Genomic DNA, 16,226 nt, shown 5'->3' with positions numbered 1-16,226 from the left:
CGGCGTTCAGCCGCGGGCGTCGACGGCCGGGGCCGCGGCCCGGCCGAACAGGTCGAGGGAGGCCGCGTGCTCCTGCAGGGACGCGACCTGCAGGGGGCCGCCGCGCATCGCCTCGATCCCGAGCACGGCCACGGCCAGCTGCTGGACCGTGGTGATGATCGGGCGGTCCAGGCTGGTGGTCGCCGCCCGGATGGCGTAGCCGTCCGCCCGTGCGTCGCGCCCGGAGGGCGTGTTGATGACCATGTCGACCTCCCCGGCCGTGATGCGCTCCACCACCGAGGGGCCAGAGGAGCTGCTCCCCTCCGGCTGGCTGTGCTTGCGCACCACCTGGGCCTCGATGCCGTTGCGTCGCAGGACGTCGGCGGTGCCCTCGGTCGCCATCACCGAGAACCCCAGGTCGACGAGACGCTTCACCGGGAAGATCATCGACCGCTTGTCCCGGTTGGCCACGGACACGAAGACCGTCCCGCCGGTGGGCAGGCTCGTGCCGGCCCGCAGCTGGCTCTTGGCGAAGGCGGCGCCGAACGAGGCGTCGATCCCCATGACCTCTCCGGTGGAACGCATCTCCGGACCGAGGATCGAGTCGACCGCCTGACCGGTCTGCGTGCGGAACCGGCGGAAGGGCAGGATCGCCTCCTTGACCGAGAAGGGGGCGTCGGCGGGCATGACGCCCCCGTCCGCGTGCGCGGGCAGGGCCCCCTCCCGCCGGAGCTCGGCGATCGTGGTGCCCATCATCACCCGGGCGGCCGCCTGGGCCAGCGCCACCCCCGTGGCCTTGGCCACGAACGGGACGGTCCGGCTGGCGCGCGGGTTGGCCTCCAGGACGTAGAGCACGTCCTGGGCCAGGGCGAACTGCACGTTGATCAGGCCACGGACCCCGATCGCCTCGGCCAGCAGGCGGGTCGCCTCCCGCACCTGCTCCAGCTCGGTGCGACCCAGGGTGAACGGTGGCAGCACGCAGGCGGAGTCGCCCGAGTGGATGCCGGCCTCCTCGATGTGCTCCATGATCCCGCCGACGTACAGGTCCTGACCGTCGTAGAGGGCGTCCACGTCGATCTCCACGGCGGTGTCCAGGAAGCGGTCGACGAGGACGGGGTGGTCCGGGCCGGCCAGCGTGGCCCGGTCGACGTACCCGGCCAGGGTCTCGTCGTCGTAGACGATCTCCATGCCGCGTCCGCCCAGGACGTAGGAGGGGCGGACCAGGACCGGGTAGCCGATCTCCCGGGCGACCTCGAGCGCCTCGCGGGCCGAGTACGCGGTGCCGTGCCGGGGTGCGGCCAGGCCCGTCTCGGCGAGGATCCGGCCGAAGGCCGCACGGTCCTCGGCCAGGTGGATCGCCTCCGGCGAGGTCCCCACCACGGGCACGCCCTCGGCCTTGAGCGCCGCCGCCAGACCGAGCGGGGTCTGGCCCCCGAGCTGGACGACGACCCCGGCGAGCGGACCGGTCTGGCGCTCGGCGTGGACCACCTCGAGGACGTCCTCCAGGGTGAGCGGCTCGAAGTAGAGCCGGCTGGAGGTGTCGTAGTCGGTGGAGACGGTCTCGGGGTTGCAGTTGACCATGACCGTGTCGAACCCGTGCTCGCGCAGGGTGATCGAGGCGTGCACGCAGGAGTAGTCGAACTCGATGCCCTGGCCGATCCGGTTCGGGCCCGAGCCGAGGATGATCACGGCGGGCCGTTCCCGCGGGGCGACCTCGGTCTCCTCGTCGTAGGAGGAGTAGTGGTAGGGCGTCAGGGCCTCGAACTCGCCGGCGCAGGTGTCCACCGTCTTGTAGACCGGTCGGACGCCCAGGGCATGGCGCACCCCGCGGACGACGTCCTCCGTCATGCCGGTCAGCTCGGCGAGCTGGGCGTCGGAGAAGCCGTGCCGCTTGGTCAGGCGGAGCAGCTCGGGGCTGAGCCGCCCGTCGCCGGTCAGCCGCGCCTCGTCGTGCACCTGCGCGGCGATCTCGTTGATCAGCTGGATCTGGTCGAGGAACCACGGGTCGATGCCCGTCGCGTCGTGCACCTCCTCGACGCTGCAGCCGCCGCGCAGGGCCTGCTGGACCAGGACGATCCGGCCGTCGGTGGGCGTGCGGGCCTGGTCGAGCAGGGCGCGAGCCATCTCGGGGCTGGGCGACTCGTCCTCGCGCCAGTGGAAGCTGCTGCCCGCGCGCTCGACCGAGCGGAGGGCCTTCTGCAGCGCCTCGGTGAAGCAGCGCCCCAGCGCCATCGCCTCGCCCACCGACTTCATCGTCGTGGTCAGCGTCGGGTCCGCCGCCGGGAACTTCTCGAAGGCGAACCGGGGCACCTTGACCACGACGTAGTCCAGGGTCGGTTCGAAGGCGGCCGAGTACCAACGGTCGGCGTCGTGCGGCTCTTCGCCGGAGGCGGTCCGGGGGGCGTCCGGGCGGCGGAGCCCCCCGGACGTGGTGATGTCGTTCGGCACCTCGTCCAGGGTGTAGCCGAGGGCCATCTTGGCGGCGATCTTGGCGATCGGGTACCCGGTGGCCTTGGACGCCAGGGCCGAGGACCGGGACACCCGCGGGTTCATCTCGATGACGATGACCCGTCCGTCGTCCGGGTCGACCGCGAACTGGATGTTGCACCCGCCGGTGTCGACGCCCACCTCGCGGATGACCGCGATGCCGATGTCGCGCAGCTGCTGGTACTCCCGGTCGGTGAGCGTCATCGCCGGCGCGACCGTGATCGAGTCGCCGGTGTGCACCCCCATCGGGTCCAGGTTCTCGATGGAGCAGACGACCACGACGTTGTCCGCCCGGTCGCGCATGACCTCCAGCTCGTACTCCTTCCAGCCCATGATGGACTCCTCGAGGAGCACCTCGGTGGTGGGGCTGTCCTGCAGGCCGGCGCCGGCGATCATGCGCAGCTCGTCCTCGTCGTGCGCGAATCCGCTGCCGAGGCCGCCCATGGTGAACGAGGGCCGCACGACCACCGGGTAGCCGAGCTCCTCCGCTGCGGCGATCGCCTCCTCCATGGTGTGGCAGATCGCCGACCGGGCCACCTCGGCCCCGCAGCGCTCCACGACGCCCTTGAACGCCTGCCGGTCCTCCCCCAGCTGGATCGCCTCGACGTTGGCGCCGATGAGGGGGCAGCCGTAGCGTTCGAGCACGCCTGCCTCGTGGAGCGCGATCGCGGTGTTGAGCGCGGTCTGACCACCCAGGGTGGCCAGCACCGCGTCCGGCCGTTCCTTGGCGATGATCGCCTCGACGATCTCTGGGGTGATCGGCTCGACGTAGGTGGCGTCGGCCACCCCGGGATCGGTCATGATCGTCGCCGGGTTGGAGTTGACCAGGACGACGCGCACGCCCTCCTCGCGCAGCACCCGGCAGGCCTGGGTGCCCGAGTAGTCGAACTCGGCGGCCTGGCCGATGACGATCGGCCCGGATCCAATGACCAGGACGCTCCTGATGTCCTCACGCCTGGGCACTGTGCTCCTCCATCATCGTCACGAACCGGTCGAAGAGATGCTCGGCGTCGTGCGGACCGGCGGCCGCCTCGGGGTGGTACTGAACGGAGAAGGCCGGGACCTGCTCGCAGACCAGGCCCTCGACCACGTCGTCGTTGAGGGCCACGTGGCTGCAGCGCACGGGGCCGTAGGGGGTCGGCACCGGCTCGTCGGTGGCCGCACCCTCCGGCCAGCCGACGGCGAAGCCGTGGTTGTGCGCGGTCACCTCCACCCGGCCGGTGGACCGGTCGAGGACGGGCTGGTTGATCCCCCGGTGCCCGAACGCGAGCTTGTAGGTGGGCAGACCCAGGGCGCGCCCCAGCAGCTGGTTGCCGAAGCAGATGCCGAAGTAGGGCAGCCCGGCGTCCAGTGCCCGGCGCAGCAGCTCGATCTCGTGCTCGGCCGTGGCCGGGTCGCCCGGACCGTTGGAGAAGAAGACCCCGTCGGGCTCCACCGCCAGCACCTCCTCCCACGTGCTGGTCGCCGGCAGCACGTGCACGCGGATGCCCCGGGCGGCCATCAACGTCGGCGTCGTCCCCTTGATGCCCAGGTCGAGCGCCGCCACCGTCCAGCGTGGCGTCACCCCCTCGGGCGGGGACACCACGTAGGCGTTCGGCGTCGACACCTCCTCGGCAAGGGCCGCGCCCACCATCGGCGGTGCTTCCTCCACCGTGCGCCGCAGCTCCTCCGCCGGGCGACCGGCGTCGGGCCCGGAGAAGACACCGACCCGCATCGCACCGCGGTCACGCAGGTGCCGGGTCAGCGCCCGGGTGTCGACACCGCTGATGCCCACGACCCCGGCCTCGCGGAGGGCGTCCTCGAGGTCCCCCTGCGAGCGCCAGTTGGACGGACGCAGGGCCGGCTCGCGCACGACGAACCCGGCCACCCAGATGCGCCGGCTCTCCATGTCGTGCGGGTTCACGCCGGTGTTGCCGATGTGGGGGGCGGTCATGACGACCACCTGCCGGTGGTAGGAGGGGTCGGTCAGCGTCTCCTGGTAGCCGGTCATCCCGGTCGAGAACACGGCCTCACCGACCGTGGTGCCGACGGCGCCGTAGGCCTGGCCCGAGAAGGTGCGGCCGTCCTCGAGGACCAGCACCGCGGGCTCGTGGCGGGTCGCGGTGCTCACTGCTCCTCACCTCCCCACACGAGGCCCTCGCGGGCCGTGACCCGTCCACGCAGCATCGTCAGGTGGACGGCGCCGGTCAGCTGCAGCCCGTGCCAGGGGTTGTTGCGCGACAGCGACCGGGACCGGGTCGCGTCCACCGTGACCACGCGGTCCGGGTCGACCAGGGTGAGGGTCGCGGGGTCGCCCGCCTGCACCCGGTGCCCCTGATCGGTCAGCCGGGCGATACGGGCCGGGGCCTGGGACATGACCCGGGCCACGTCGGACCAGCTCATGCGGCCCTCCTGGACCATGAGGGTGCTGACCACGCCGAGCGCGGTCTCCAGGCCGAGCATCCCGAAGGCCGCGTCGACGAAGGCGTGCTCCTTGTCCTGACGCACGTGGGGCGCGTGGTCGGTGGCCACGGCGTCGATGGTGCCGTCGGCCAGCGCCGCGCGCAGCGCCTCCGCGTCCTCGGTGGGCCGCAGGGGCGGGTTGACCTTGAAGGTCGGGTCGTAGCCGACCAGGCGCTCCTGGGTGAGCATGAGGTGGTGGGGGGTCACCTCTGCGGTGACGTCGATCCCCTGCGCCTTGGCCCAGCGGAGCACCTCCACGGTGCCGGCCGTCGACACGTGCGCGACGTGCACCCGAGAGCCGGTGTGTCGGGCGAGCATGACGTCCCGGGCGACGATCGTCTCCTCGGCGACGGCGGGCCAGCCGGGCAGACCCAGGCGTCCGGAGAGCTCGCCCTCGTGGCAGCAGGCCCGGCCGTCGGCCAGCCGGGGGTCCTGGGAGTGCTGGGACACGACGCCGTCGAAGGCGCGGACGTACTCCAGCGCCCGGCGCATCAGCCGGGCGTCGTGGACGCACCGGCCGTCGTCGGAGAACACCCGGACGCGCGCCCGGGACCGGGCCATGAGGCCCAGCTCGGCCAGCTCCTCGCCGGCCAGCCCCTTCGTGACCGCGCCCACCGGGTGGACGTCGACGTAGCCGGCCCGCCGCCCCAGGTCCAGGACCCGTTCGGCCACCTCGGCGGTGTCGGTGACCGGGTCGGTGTTGGCCATGGCCAGGACGGCGGTGAACCCGCCGGCGGCGGCGGCCTGCGATCCCGTCTCGACGGTCTCGGCGTCCTCCCGACCGGGTTCCCGCAGGTGGGTGTGCAGGTCGACGAACCCGGGCAGCAGCACCAGGCCGTCGGCCGACAGCCGCTGGGTGCCCGCCGGGGCCTGGGCGGACGCCTCCGCCCCGACGGCCACGATCCTGCCGTCGGCGACGAGGACGTCCTGGGCCCCGTCCCCGAGCACGTCCGCCCCCTCGACGAGAAGGCTGGGCTGGGTGTGCGAGGTCACTGGGTGCTCCCTTCCCCGGCGAGGAGGTGGTAGAGGATGGACATCCGGACGGCGACGCCGGCGCTGACCTGGTCCAGGACCAGCGAGCGGGCCGCGTCGGCGGCCTCGGCGGAGATCTCCAGGCCCCGGTTCATCGGGCCCGGGTGCGTGATCACCGCGTGGTCCGGCAGCAGCGCGAGCCGGCGGGGGGTGAGCCCGTAGGTGACGGCATACTCCCTCGCGGTGGGGAAGTATCCCCCGCTCATCCGCTCGCGCTGGACCCGGAGCATCATCACGGCGTCCACGCGCGGCAGGACCTCGTCCAGGTCGTAGGAGGTCTCGAACCCGTCGACCCCCGCCCAGGAGGCCACCCCGGCGGGCATGAGGGTGGGCGGAGCCACCAGGGTGACGGAGGCGCCGAGGGCCCGCAGGCAGAGCAGGTTGGAGCGCAGGACCCGGGAGTGCGTCAGGTCGCCGACGATGGCCACGTGCCGCCCGTCCAGGTCGCCGAGCGCGCGGCGCAAGGTGTAGGCGTCGAGCAGGGCCTGGCTGGGGTGCTCGTGGGTGCCGTCGCCGGCGTTGACGATGGAGCAGTCGACCCAGTCGGCGATCTGGGCCGGGGCGCCGCTGGCGGGGTGGCGCACGATCATCATGTCCACCCCCATCGCGTCGATCGTCAGGACGGTGTCGCGCAGCGACTCCCCCTTGGAGATGGAGGTCCCCTTCCCGGTGAGGTTGATCGTGTCCGCGCTCATCCACTTGCCGGCGATCTCGAAGGAGGCCCGGGTCCGGGTGGAGTCCTCGAAGAAGAAGTTGATGATGGTGCGGCCGCGCAGGGTCGGCAGCTTCTTGACGTCGCGGTCCTGGACCTCGTGCATGGAGACCGCGGTGTCGAGGATCGAGTCGATCTCCTCACGGGTGAGGTCGGCGATCGAGAGCAGGTGCTTCACGGCGCCACCTCCGCCGGTCCGGCGATCCGCACGCCCTCGGTGCCCTCGCCGTCGTGCTCGGCCAGGCGCACCATCACCCGCTCCGCCGTGGAGGTCGGCAGGTTCTTGCCGACGTAGTCGGCGCGGACGGGCAGCTCGCGGTGGCCCCGGTCGACGAGGACGGCCAGCCGGACGGCACGGGGCCGCCCGAGGTCGGAGAGGGCGTCGAGGGCGGCCCGCACCGTGCGTCCGGAGTAGAGGACGTCGTCGACGAGGACCACGACCTTGTCGTCGACCCCTCCGGGGGGTACCACGGTCGGCTCGACGGCCCGGGTGGGCTGGCTGCGCAGGTCGTCGCGGTACATCGTCACGTCGAGGGACCCGACGGGGACCTCGGTCCCCTCCACCCGTTCGAGAGCGTCGGCCAGGCGGCGGGCCAGATGGGCTCCGCGGGTGGGGATCCCCAGGAGCACCAGGTGCTCCGGCCCCTTGTTGGCCTCGAGGATCTCGTGGGCGATCCGGCGCAGCGCCCGGTCGATGTCGTCGCTGGTGAGGACCTCTCGTCCTGGACCAGCCGTGTTCTGGGCAGGGGGCACAGCCCGTCTCCTTCCCCGCCTCGCAGGACGGTGGTTAAAGGATGATGCTCGGTGTCGTCACTGTACTGCACCCGGACGGGGGCTCCGTGCCGCCGCCCGCGGTAGTCGCGCTCGGACGTATCGCGCGCCCGCACGACGTGGTGCTCGGCGACCAGCCCGAGCCCGACGGGTGGGTCGGCGACCGCTTCCGCACCCGTGGTCCGTGACTTCCGGGGCGTCCGGTGCCCCCGCTGACGACCCCTGCGTGGCGGCCGGAGCCGTCAGGCCAGGGTGTCCTTGACCTCGGCGATCCGGGACAGCAGCCCGTTGACGAACCCCGGGGAGTCGTCCGTGGACAGGTTCTGCACGAGGTTCACGGCCTCGGAGACGGCCACGCCGTCGGGCACCTCGTCGTTCCAGACGATCTCCCAGGTCCCGATCCGCAGCGCGGCCCGGTCCACCGCCGCCATCCGGTCCAGGGACCAGCCCTGGGACCAGGTCGTGAGGGCCTCGTCGATGGAGGCCCAGTGGGCCAGCACCCCGCGGACCAGCTGCACCGCATACTCCGGGAGCGGGTGCTGGGTGGTCGGCGCCGCGATCCGCTCCTCCAGCAGCGTGCCGACGTTGAGGCCCCGCTGCTCGGCCTCGAAGAGCAGCTCCAGGGCGCGCTTGCGCGCCTTGGTGCGTGCGGGCACGTCAGTTCACGCGGCCGAGGTAGGAACCGTCGCGGGTGTCGACCTTGACCTTGGTGCCGGTCTCCAGGAACAGCGGGACCTGGATCTCCGCGCCCGTCTCCAGGGTGGCCGGCTTGGTCCCGCCGGTGGAACGGTCGCCCTGGAGCCCGGGCTCGGTGTGGGTGATCTCCAGGACCACCGAGGCCGGCAGCTCGACGTACAGCACCTGGCCGTCGTGCTGGGCGATCATGACGCGGCCGTTCTCGAGGAGGAACCTCGCCGCGTCCCCCATGGCCTCCGGGGAGACGTGGACCTGCTCGTAGGTCTTCTCGTCCATGAAGATGAAGTCGGTGCCGTCGTTGTAGAGGTACTGGTAGTCCGACCGGTCGACGGTCGCGGTCTCCACCTTGGTGCCGGCGTTGAAGGTCTTGTCGATGATCTTGCCCGAGGTGACGTTCTTGAGCTTGGTGCGGACGAACGCCGGGCCCTTGCCGGGCTTGACGTGCTGGAACTCCAGCACCTGCCACAGCCCGTTGTCCATGTCCAGGACCATGCCGTTCTTCAGGTCGTTCGTCGTTGCCACAGCGTGCTTCCTTCGCAGGTCGGTCGGGTCGGGTCGGTGGGGTGGGAGGGCCGGCGCGGACACGGACCCAAACCTGGACAAGTCTAACGGTGGTTCCGGGGGCGACCGGCACCGTCCTGCGGCACACTGCGGGTATGAAGTGGTCCACCGCCCTGGCCGTCCCCGCCGCCGCCCTGGCCGCCGTCGCCGCGAGTGACCTGTCCCAGAAGCAGCACGCCATCCGGCACAACTTCCCCGTCGTGGGCAACCTGCGCTACCTGCTCGAGAAGGTCGGCCCGGAGCTGCGGCAGTACATCGTCACCAGCAACAACGAGGAACGGCCCTTCAGCCGCGACCAGCGGCGCTGGGTCTACGCCTCGGCCAAGCAGCAGAACCCCTACTTCGGCTTCGGCACGGACAACGACGTCGAGCACGACGAGGGGTATGCCGTCATCAAGCACCGCACGTTCGCGGACGTGCAGCCGGTCGTGCACCCCAACGCGGGCGAGGAGACGCCGTTGCCGGGGGCCAAGGTGCTGGGTGCGGCCCGTGGACGTCGTCGGGCCTTCCGCCCGGCGTCCGCGGTCAACGTGGGCGCGATGAGCTACGGCGCCCTGTCCGGCCCGGCGGTCGAGGCGATCAACCGCGGGTGCGCGCTCACCGGGGCCCTGCACAACACCGGCGAGGGCGGGATCTCGGTGCACCACCAGCACGGCGCCGACCTGGTCTTCCAGATCGGCACGGCCTACTTCGGCTGCCGGGACGCCCGGGGACGGTTCGACCTGGCGCGGCTCAAGGACCTGGTGGCCGAGCATCCCGTGCGGGCGATCGAGGTCAAGCTCTCGCAGGGGGCCAAGCCGGGGCTCGGAGGCCTGCTCCCGGCGGCCAAGATCACCGAGGAGATCGCGGCGATCCGTGGGATCCCCATGGGCCAGGACTGCCACTCCCCCTCCCGCCACGCCGAGTTCTCCGACGTGGACTCGATGCTCGACTTCGTCGAGCTCCTCGCCGAGGAGACCGGGCTGCCCGTGGGGATCAAGTCGGCCGTGGGCCACGACGAGATGTGGGAGGACCTTGCCCGGCTCATGGCCGGCGGCGACCGCGGGGTCGACTTCATCGCGGTCGACGGCGGGGAGGGTGGCACCGGCGCGGCACCGCTGACCTTCGCCGACTCGGTCTCGCTGCCCTTCCGGCTCGTCTTCCCCCAGGTCTACTCCGCGTTCGCCCGGGAGGGCCTCACCGACCGGGTGGTGTGGATGGGCGCCGGCAAGCTCGGGCTGCCCGAGAACGCCGCGGTGGCCTTCGCCCTAGGGGTCGACCTGGTCTACGTGGCCCGGGAGGCGATGCTGGCCGTCGGGTGCATCCAGGCCCAGCGGTGCCACGACGACCGTTGCCCCACCGGTGTGGCCACCCAGAACGCCTGGCTCACCCGGGGCCTGGACCCCGACAGCAAGTCCGAGCGGGCGGCCTCCTATCTGCGGGCGTGGCGACGCGAGATGCTCAAGGTGGCGGAGGCCTGCGGGGTCGAGCACCCCGGCCTGGTCACCGGGGAGATGGTGGACATCCTGCTCGGCACCCGCACCGCCACGCCGCTGTGGCGGTCGGTGGGCTACGAAGACCCCGGGTGGGGCCTGCCCTCCGCGGCCCAGCAGGAGCAGATCCGCCAGCTGATGGCCGGGGCTCCCGCGGGCGGGTCGGCCCCGCCCTCGGCGACGGCGGTCGACGCGCCGGACGACGGTCCGGAGGAGGGGGTCGGTGCGCCGACGGCCGACGGCGGGGCAGGCCGCAGGTCCCGCATCGACGACGCGGCGACCCCCGGCTGAGGGGCCTCAGGCCACGGCGTCGTAGGCGGCCCGCAGCTCGTCCTCGCCCGGCCCCTCGAGCCGGGCCGGGCGGGCCAGTCCCTCGAGCACGACGAACCGCAGGGTGGCCCCCCTGGCCTTCTTGTCCCGGCCCATCGCCGACCGCAGCTCCGGCCAGCGCCCGGCGCCGTAGGTGGTGGGCAGACCCACGGCGGAGAGCACCCGACGGTGCCGCGCGAGCAGGTCGGCGTCGATCAGACCGCGCCGGTGCGCCAGCTCGGCGACGTAGACCATCCCCACCGCGACCGCGTCGCCGTGACGCCAGGTGTAGTCCTCCACCTGCTCGACCGCGTGCGCGAAGGTGTGGCCGTAGTTCAGGACCTCCCGCAGCGAGGACTCCCGCAGGTCGGCCGCGACCACGTCCGCCTTGACCTGGACGGACCGGGTCACGAGCTCCACGGCCAGCGCGGGCTCGGCCACGGGGTCGAGCGCGGCCTGGGGTGCGGCCTCCACGAGCTCCAGGATGCGGGGGTCGGCCACGAAGCCGCACTTGAGCACCTCCGCGAGACCGGAGGCGTAGTCGGGCCGGGTCATGGTCGACAGCCAGGCCGGGTCGCAGAGCACGGCCGCCGGCGGGTGGAAGGCGCCGACGAGGTTCTTGCCCTCGGCGGTGTTGATGCCGGTCTTGCCGCCCACCGCGGCGTCGACCACGCCGAGGAGGGAGGTCGGCAGGTGGACGACCTCCACCCCCCGCAGCCAGGTCGCCGCCACGAAGCCCGCCAGGTCGGTGGTCGCCCCTCCGCCCAGGCCGACGACGAGGTCGTCGCGGGTGAAGCCCTCCTGCCCGAGCCGGGCCCACAGGTCGGCGAGCACCCGCACGTCCTTGGCCGCCTCGGCGTCCGGCACGGCCACCGGGACCGGGCGGGCCCCGGCCGCAGCGAGCCGCTCCAGGACCTGCCCCAGGAGCTGCTCGCGTCCCGGCTGGTGCACGACGAGGACGCGACGCCCGGGTGCGGCGTGGTCGGCCAGCCGGTCCAGGACGCCCGGGCCGACGTGGACGTCATACCCCTCCCCGGGGCCGCCCACGTGCACGGTCCGGACGCTCATCCTCCGGCCCCGAGCCGCTCGGCGACCTCCGCCACGACGTCCGCCGGCGTCCGTCCCCCGGTCTGCACGTGGTGGTCGGCCAGCCGCTCGTAGGTGGGGCGGCGGGCGTTCATCAGCCGGGTCCAGGAGGCGCGGGGGTTGACGAGGAGCAGCGGCCGGGAGGTGTCGAAGCCGACGCGGGAGGCGGCGTCCCCGATGGTGACGTCGAGGAAGACGACCTGGACGTCGGCCGACTCGAGGGCGGCGGCCACCTCGTCCTGCATGACCGCTCCCCCGCCGAGCGCGAGCACGCAGGGCCGCTGGTCCGCCAGGGCCTGCAGCACCGCGGCCCGCTCGAGGTCGCGGAAGGCGGCCTCCCCGTCCTCGACGAAGATGTCGCTGATCGAGCGCCCGGTGGTCGTCTCGACCTCGGTGTCGGTGTCGACCAGGGGGACGCCGAACCGGTCGGCGAGCGCAGCCCCCACCGTGCTCTTGCCCGCGCCGGGGGGTCCGACGAGGACGACGACGGGGCCGCTCATGCGGTGCCTCCGTCCGGCCGGAGGGGCACGTCGGCGGGGGCCGGCCGCAGGTGCTCGGGGACGTGCTCCAGGTAGGCGGCGTGGTTGCGCGCCACCTCGGCCACCGAGTCCCCGCCGAACTTCTCCAGGACCGCGTCGGCCAGGACGAGCGCCACCATGGCCTCGGCGACGACTCCGGCGGCCGGGACGGCGCACACGTCGGACCGTTGGTGGATGGCGGTGGCGGACTCACCGGTGCTGGTGTCGATGGTGCGCAGCGCCCGGGGCACGGTGGAGATGGGTTTCATGGCCGCCCGGACCCGCAGCACCTCGCCGGTGCTCATGCCCCCCTCGGTGCCGCCGCTGCGCAGGGTGGTCCGGCGCACGTGTCCCTGCCCGTCGGCGACGATCTCGTCGTGCGCCCTGCTGCCTCGACGGGCCGCGGTGCGGAACCCCTCGCCGACCTCGACCCCCTTGATGGCCTGGATCCCCATGAGCGCGGCGGCCAGGCGTGCGTCCAGCCTCCGGTCCCAGTGCACGTGCGACCCCAGCCCCGGCGGCAGGCCCCAGGCCAGGACCTCGACAACGCCCCCGAGGGTGTCGCCGTCCTGGCGGGCGGCGTCGATCTCGGCCACCATGGCGGCCGAGCGCTGCGGGTCGAGCGTGCGGACGGGGTCGGCGTCCAGCCGCTCCACGTCGTCCGGCCGCGGCAGCTCCGCCGACGAGGGCGCGTCCTCGTCCGGCGACGGCGTCCCGGCACGGCCGATGCTGACGGTGTGCGAGACGAGCCGGACCCCGACCGCCTGCTCGAGGAAGGCGGCGGCCACGGCCCCGAGCGCGACCCTGGCCGCGGTCTCGCGGGCGGAGGCCCGCTCGAGCACGGGGCGGGCCTCGTCGAAGCCGTACTTGGTCATGCCGACCAGGTCGGCGTGACCGGGGCGGGGCCGGGTCAGCGGGCGGTTGCGGGCCAGCTCCTGCGGAGCCCCGACGTCGTCGGACCGGCGCAGCGCGTCCTCGGGCACCGGCTCCGGGCTCATCACCGCCTCCCACTTGGCCCACTCGGTGTTCTCCACGAGCATCGCCAGCGGGGAACCGATGCTCAGCCCGTGGCGGAGCCCGCCGAGGAAGCGCAGCCGGTCCGCCTCGAAGGACATCCGGGCACCCCGGCCGTAGCCGAGGCGGCGGCGGGCGAGGGCGCCCTCGACGGCGTCCCGGTCCACCCGCACCCCTGCGGGCAGGCCCTCCAGGACGGCGGTCAGGGCGGGGCCGTGGGACTCCCCGGCGGTCAACCAGCGCAGCATGCCGGCGATTCTCCCACGCGGCCGGTCCCGGCCCGGCCCCCGGTGGCCGCGCGGGTCACCGCCCCCAAGTCACAGGAGGCCGGCCGACGAGCCCGGGACGAGCACCAGGCCCATCAGGGCCCCGACCATCATCGGAGGCCCGTAGGCGAAGTCACCCTTCCACCCGACCCGTCGGGTCACCAGGAGCAGGACGGCCAGCAGCCCCCCGACGAGGAAGCCGGCGTAGATGCCGGCCACGACCTCGGGCCAGCCGAACCAGCCCAGGCCGCCGCCCAGGACGACGGAGAGCTTGACGTCCCCCAGGCCCAGCGCCAACGAACCGCGGGCCAGGGAGACCAGCGCCAGCAGCAGGTAGAACCCGCCGCTGGCCACGCCGGCGAGGACCGAGCGCAGCAGAGGCTGCGGCCCACCGCCCACGAGGGCCGCCAGGAGCAGCCCACCGGCCAGGACGGCCATGGTGGGCCACATGATGCGGTCCGGGAGGCGGTGCACGTCCAGGTCCATGGCCGCCAGGCACACCCCCGCCAGGGTCACGACGAGCAGGGTGGCGGTGAGCACCACGGCGACCGGCCAGCCGGGCACGGCGTCGTCGTCGACGAGCCAGATCCGGTGCACCACGAGGGTCGAGGCCCCGGCGAGGGCGAACGGGACCCACCAGCGGTTCCCCGGGTAGGGGACGTCGGCCTCGTCGGGCTTGCGGTAGGTGGTCGCCTCCAGCCACCGGGCGACCGGGATCCCCAGCACCCCCACGACCAGGGCCACCAGGCCGAGGGCGAGCTGCTCAGACATCCCCCGCCCCTCCTGCGCCGGCCGCCGGTCCGGTCGAGGCGTCCTCCGTCAACGCCGCCCGCATCGCCTCCACCGGCCCATCATGCCCGGTCATCAGCCGTACCTGGCGGGCGGCCTGGTGGAGGAGCATGGCCGTGCCCCGCACGACGGGCCGCCGTCCGGCCGTGGCGGCGGACACGGCGGTCGCGAACCCGCTCGGCCAGGGTGCGTAGGCCACGTCCAGGACGACCGGACTGGCCCCGGCGAGCAGGTCCTGGACGACGCCGACGTCGGGGACCGCACCGGCCGGGAGGGTGCTGACGACGACGTCCGGAGCGTCGCCCCTCGCGGCGGTGCCGAGCCGCCGGGTGGTGGTGCGCAGGCCGAGTCGGTCCAGAAGCTCCCACGTGGCCGCCCGCGGGGCGTCGCGCACCACCAGGTCAACCTCCCGCACACCGAGACGGTCCAGGGCGACGAGGACCGATCGGGCGGTCGCACCACCGCCCAGGACCACGCCCCGGAGGGGCCCGACCAGCCCGGCCCCCACCAGGGCTGCGCCGACCCCGTGGACGTCGGTGTTCCAGGCCCGCCACCCCCGGTCCGGACAGGGGACGAGCGTGTTGGCCCCTCCGGTCAGCCGGGCGTCCTCGTCCACCTCGTCGGCGAGCGCCAGCGCCTCCTCCTTCAGCGGCATGGTCACCGACAGACCCGCCCACTCCGGGCCCAGGCCCGCGACGAACGCCCTGAGCGACCCGGCGTCGACCTGCACGGCCTCGTACGACCATCCGGTGAGGCCGAGCGCCCGGTAGGCGGCACGGTGGAGCGAGGGCGAGAGGGAGTGCCCCACGGGCGCTCCGACGACGGCGGCCCGCCGGCCGGCGCTCAGCACTGGTCGGGGTTGTCCTGGCACCACTGCTGGAAGAGCTGGACGTTCTCCTGGTGGCCCTCCCAGTCGGTGGCGAACCGGGTCTCGCCGGTGGAGGGATCCACGGTGACGAAGTACAACCAGTCGCCGGGCTCGGGGTCCATCGCGGCGCGGATGGCCTCCTCGCCGGGGCTGTTGATGGGGCCGGCCGGAAGTCCCGGGTGGGCATAGGTGTTGTGCGGGTCCGGGTTGGCCCGCTGCTCGTCGGTCGTGCCCGCCAGCCCGCGCTCCTGGTAGATGAAGTGCACCGTGGAGTCCATCTGCAGGTAGCCGTTGGTCTCCGGGTTGGGTTCCAGGCGGTTCTCGACGACCCGGGCCACCTTGGGCAGGTCCTCGGAGAACGCGCCCTCCCCCTGGACGATGCTCGCCTTGATGATGATCTCGCGCAGCTCGTCGTCCGGGATCCCGAGCTCGTCGTGCACCGCCCGACCCTGGTCGACGAGGGTCTGCAGCTGCTCCTGCGGCGTGGTGTCCGGGCCGAACTCGTAGGTGCTCGGGTAGAGGAAGCCCTCCAGCTCGCCCTCGGCGGCGTCGGGCAGGTCCAGCGAGGCCGGGTCGACCGCCTCGTAGTCCGCGACCTCGTTCCCGGTGGCCTCCGCCAGCGCGGCGAAGGTCTCGGCGACCCAGAGACCCTCACGGATCGTCACGCCGTCGATCTCGCGGTAGTTGCCGTCCAGCAGCCGGCCCAGGGCCGCCTCGGAACTCATCTGGTTGGCCATCCGGTAGGTGCCCGGCTGGATGGCGGACGACCGCGGGTCGGCCTGGAGCGCGGCGGTGAACGCCGACGCCGAGGCGACCACGTCGTTCTCGGCCAGGATCTCGGCGATCTGGCCGCCGCCGGCCCCCTGGGGCACCTCGATCATGACCTCGCCGGTGCCCGCGCCCTCGTAGTCCTGCGCCGTGGGCTCCCCCACGGACACGGTGGGCAGCAGGTCCCGCATCCAGCCGAACGCGAACACGGAGGCGGTGACCACGAGGGCACCGGCCAGGAGCAGCGACAGACCGACGAGCAGCGGGTTGCGCCGGCGTCGCCGCCGTCGCCGGAAGAGCTGCTCCTCGGGCTCCAGCACGTCGTCGGCCAGCGACTCGTCGTGGTCGTGGACGCCGCGCAGACCGAGGACGTCGTCGTCGAACCGGGTCCCGGACGCCGTGCCGTGCACGTCGTGCTCGTCCCAGTCCTCGTGCGGAGGATGGCTCATCCGTGTC

At 73.2% G+C, this 16,226-nt stretch carries 15 protein-coding genes; 2 read left to right on the top strand and 13 right to left on the bottom strand.

The annotated features are described in order from the left end of the window. Positions 1–6 precede the first annotated feature (6 nt). From carB to pyrR, 5 genes are read right to left on the bottom strand one after another with little or no spacing between them, the layout of a single operon-like run. Positions 7–3,429: a carbamoyl-phosphate synthase large subunit gene (gene carB, locus FJR00_RS10575; RefSeq protein ID WP_141338707.1), complete on the bottom strand. Its 3,423-nt coding sequence runs from the start codon at positions 3,427–3,429 to the stop codon at positions 7–9. Beyond that, the gene (gene carA / locus FJR00_RS10570) at positions 3,416–4,576 is read right to left on the bottom strand and encodes a glutamine-hydrolyzing carbamoyl-phosphate synthase small subunit (protein ID WP_141338706.1); all 1,161 of its coding nucleotides are present in this window, start codon (positions 4,574–4,576) and stop codon (positions 3,416–3,418) included. Before carA ends, carB begins: the two co-directional genes overlap by 14 nt. Beyond that, on the bottom strand, positions 4,573–5,901 hold the full coding sequence (locus FJR00_RS10565) for a dihydroorotase (RefSeq protein WP_141338705.1): 1,329 nt from the start codon (positions 5,899–5,901) through the stop codon (positions 4,573–4,575). Before FJR00_RS10565 ends, carA begins: the two co-directional genes overlap by 4 nt. Further along, complete coding sequence (locus FJR00_RS10560) at positions 5,898–6,830, bottom strand: aspartate carbamoyltransferase catalytic subunit (RefSeq protein WP_141338704.1); 933 nt, start codon at positions 6,828–6,830, stop codon at positions 5,898–5,900. The genes FJR00_RS10565 and FJR00_RS10560 overlap by 4 nt, the downstream gene beginning before the upstream one ends. Beyond that, positions 6,827–7,405 (bottom strand): bifunctional pyr operon transcriptional regulator/uracil phosphoribosyltransferase PyrR, encoded by a 579-nt coding sequence (pyrR, locus tag FJR00_RS10555; protein WP_141338703.1) that lies wholly within the window; start codon positions 7,403–7,405, stop codon positions 6,827–6,829. The genes FJR00_RS10560 and pyrR overlap by 4 nt, the downstream gene beginning before the upstream one ends. A gap of 41 nt (positions 7,406–7,446) precedes the next feature. Here pyrR and FJR00_RS15765 point away from each other — a divergent pair, with 41 nt between their 5' ends. After that, entirely contained in the window at positions 7,447–7,611 is a 165-nt protein-coding gene (locus FJR00_RS15765; protein WP_181409592.1) for a hypothetical protein, read from the top strand. A 54-nt stretch (positions 7,612–7,665) separates the two neighbouring features. On the opposite strand, the gene nusB is transcribed toward FJR00_RS15765, so the two are convergent. Together nusB and efp are read right to left on the bottom strand one after the other, a co-directional pair. Beyond that, entirely contained in the window at positions 7,666–8,079 is a 414-nt protein-coding gene (gene nusB, locus FJR00_RS10550) for a transcription antitermination factor NusB (protein ID WP_141338702.1), read from the bottom strand. A gap of 1 nt (position 8,080) precedes the next feature. Further along, positions 8,081–8,641 (bottom strand): elongation factor P, encoded by a 561-nt coding sequence (efp, locus tag FJR00_RS10545; protein ID WP_141338701.1) that lies wholly within the window; start codon positions 8,639–8,641, stop codon positions 8,081–8,083. A gap of 134 nt (positions 8,642–8,775) precedes the next feature. On the opposite strand from efp, the gene FJR00_RS10540 reads away from it, so the two are divergent. Further along, a complete protein-coding gene (locus FJR00_RS10540) occupies positions 8,776–10,443 on the top strand; it encodes an FMN-binding glutamate synthase family protein (protein ID WP_141338700.1) in 1,668 nt (555 codons plus the stop codon). A gap of 6 nt (positions 10,444–10,449) precedes the next feature. On the opposite strand, the gene aroB is transcribed toward FJR00_RS10540, so the two are convergent. The 6 genes from aroB to mltG form a co-directional block, all read right to left on the bottom strand. Beyond that, the gene (aroB, locus tag FJR00_RS10535) at positions 10,450–11,529 is read right to left on the bottom strand and encodes a 3-dehydroquinate synthase (protein ID WP_141338699.1); all 1,080 of its coding nucleotides are present in this window, start codon (positions 11,527–11,529) and stop codon (positions 10,450–10,452) included. Beyond that, positions 11,526–12,047, bottom strand: a complete 522-nt coding sequence (locus tag FJR00_RS10530; RefSeq protein ID WP_141338698.1) for a shikimate kinase — start codon at positions 12,045–12,047, stop codon at positions 11,526–11,528. The genes aroB and FJR00_RS10530 overlap by 4 nt, the downstream gene beginning before the upstream one ends. Continuing rightward, positions 12,044–13,327, bottom strand: coding sequence for a chorismate synthase (gene aroC, locus FJR00_RS10525; protein ID WP_141338697.1), 1,284 nt, complete (start codon positions 13,325–13,327; stop codon positions 12,044–12,046). The genes FJR00_RS10530 and aroC overlap by 4 nt, the downstream gene beginning before the upstream one ends. 69 nt (positions 13,328–13,396) lie before the next feature. Next, positions 13,397–14,116, bottom strand: coding sequence for a prepilin peptidase (locus FJR00_RS10520; RefSeq protein WP_141338696.1), 720 nt, complete (start codon positions 14,114–14,116; stop codon positions 13,397–13,399). Continuing rightward, positions 14,109–14,984, bottom strand: coding sequence for a shikimate dehydrogenase (locus FJR00_RS10515; protein WP_141338695.1), 876 nt, complete (start codon positions 14,982–14,984; stop codon positions 14,109–14,111). Before FJR00_RS10515 ends, FJR00_RS10520 begins: the two co-directional genes overlap by 8 nt. Beyond that, positions 14,978–16,219, bottom strand: coding sequence for an endolytic transglycosylase MltG (gene mltG / locus FJR00_RS10510; protein ID WP_141338694.1), 1,242 nt, complete (start codon positions 16,217–16,219; stop codon positions 14,978–14,980). The genes FJR00_RS10515 and mltG overlap by 7 nt, the downstream gene beginning before the upstream one ends. Between the last annotated feature and the right edge of the window lie 7 nt (positions 16,220–16,226).

Source organism: Ornithinimicrobium kibberense, from assembly GCF_006519705.1.
Lineage (GTDB): Bacteria > Actinomycetota > Actinomycetes > Actinomycetales > Dermatophilaceae > Ornithinicoccus > Ornithinicoccus kibberensis.
The sequence above is the reverse complement of the archived record's forward strand: the minus strand, read 5'-3'. Positions and strand labels throughout refer to the sequence as shown.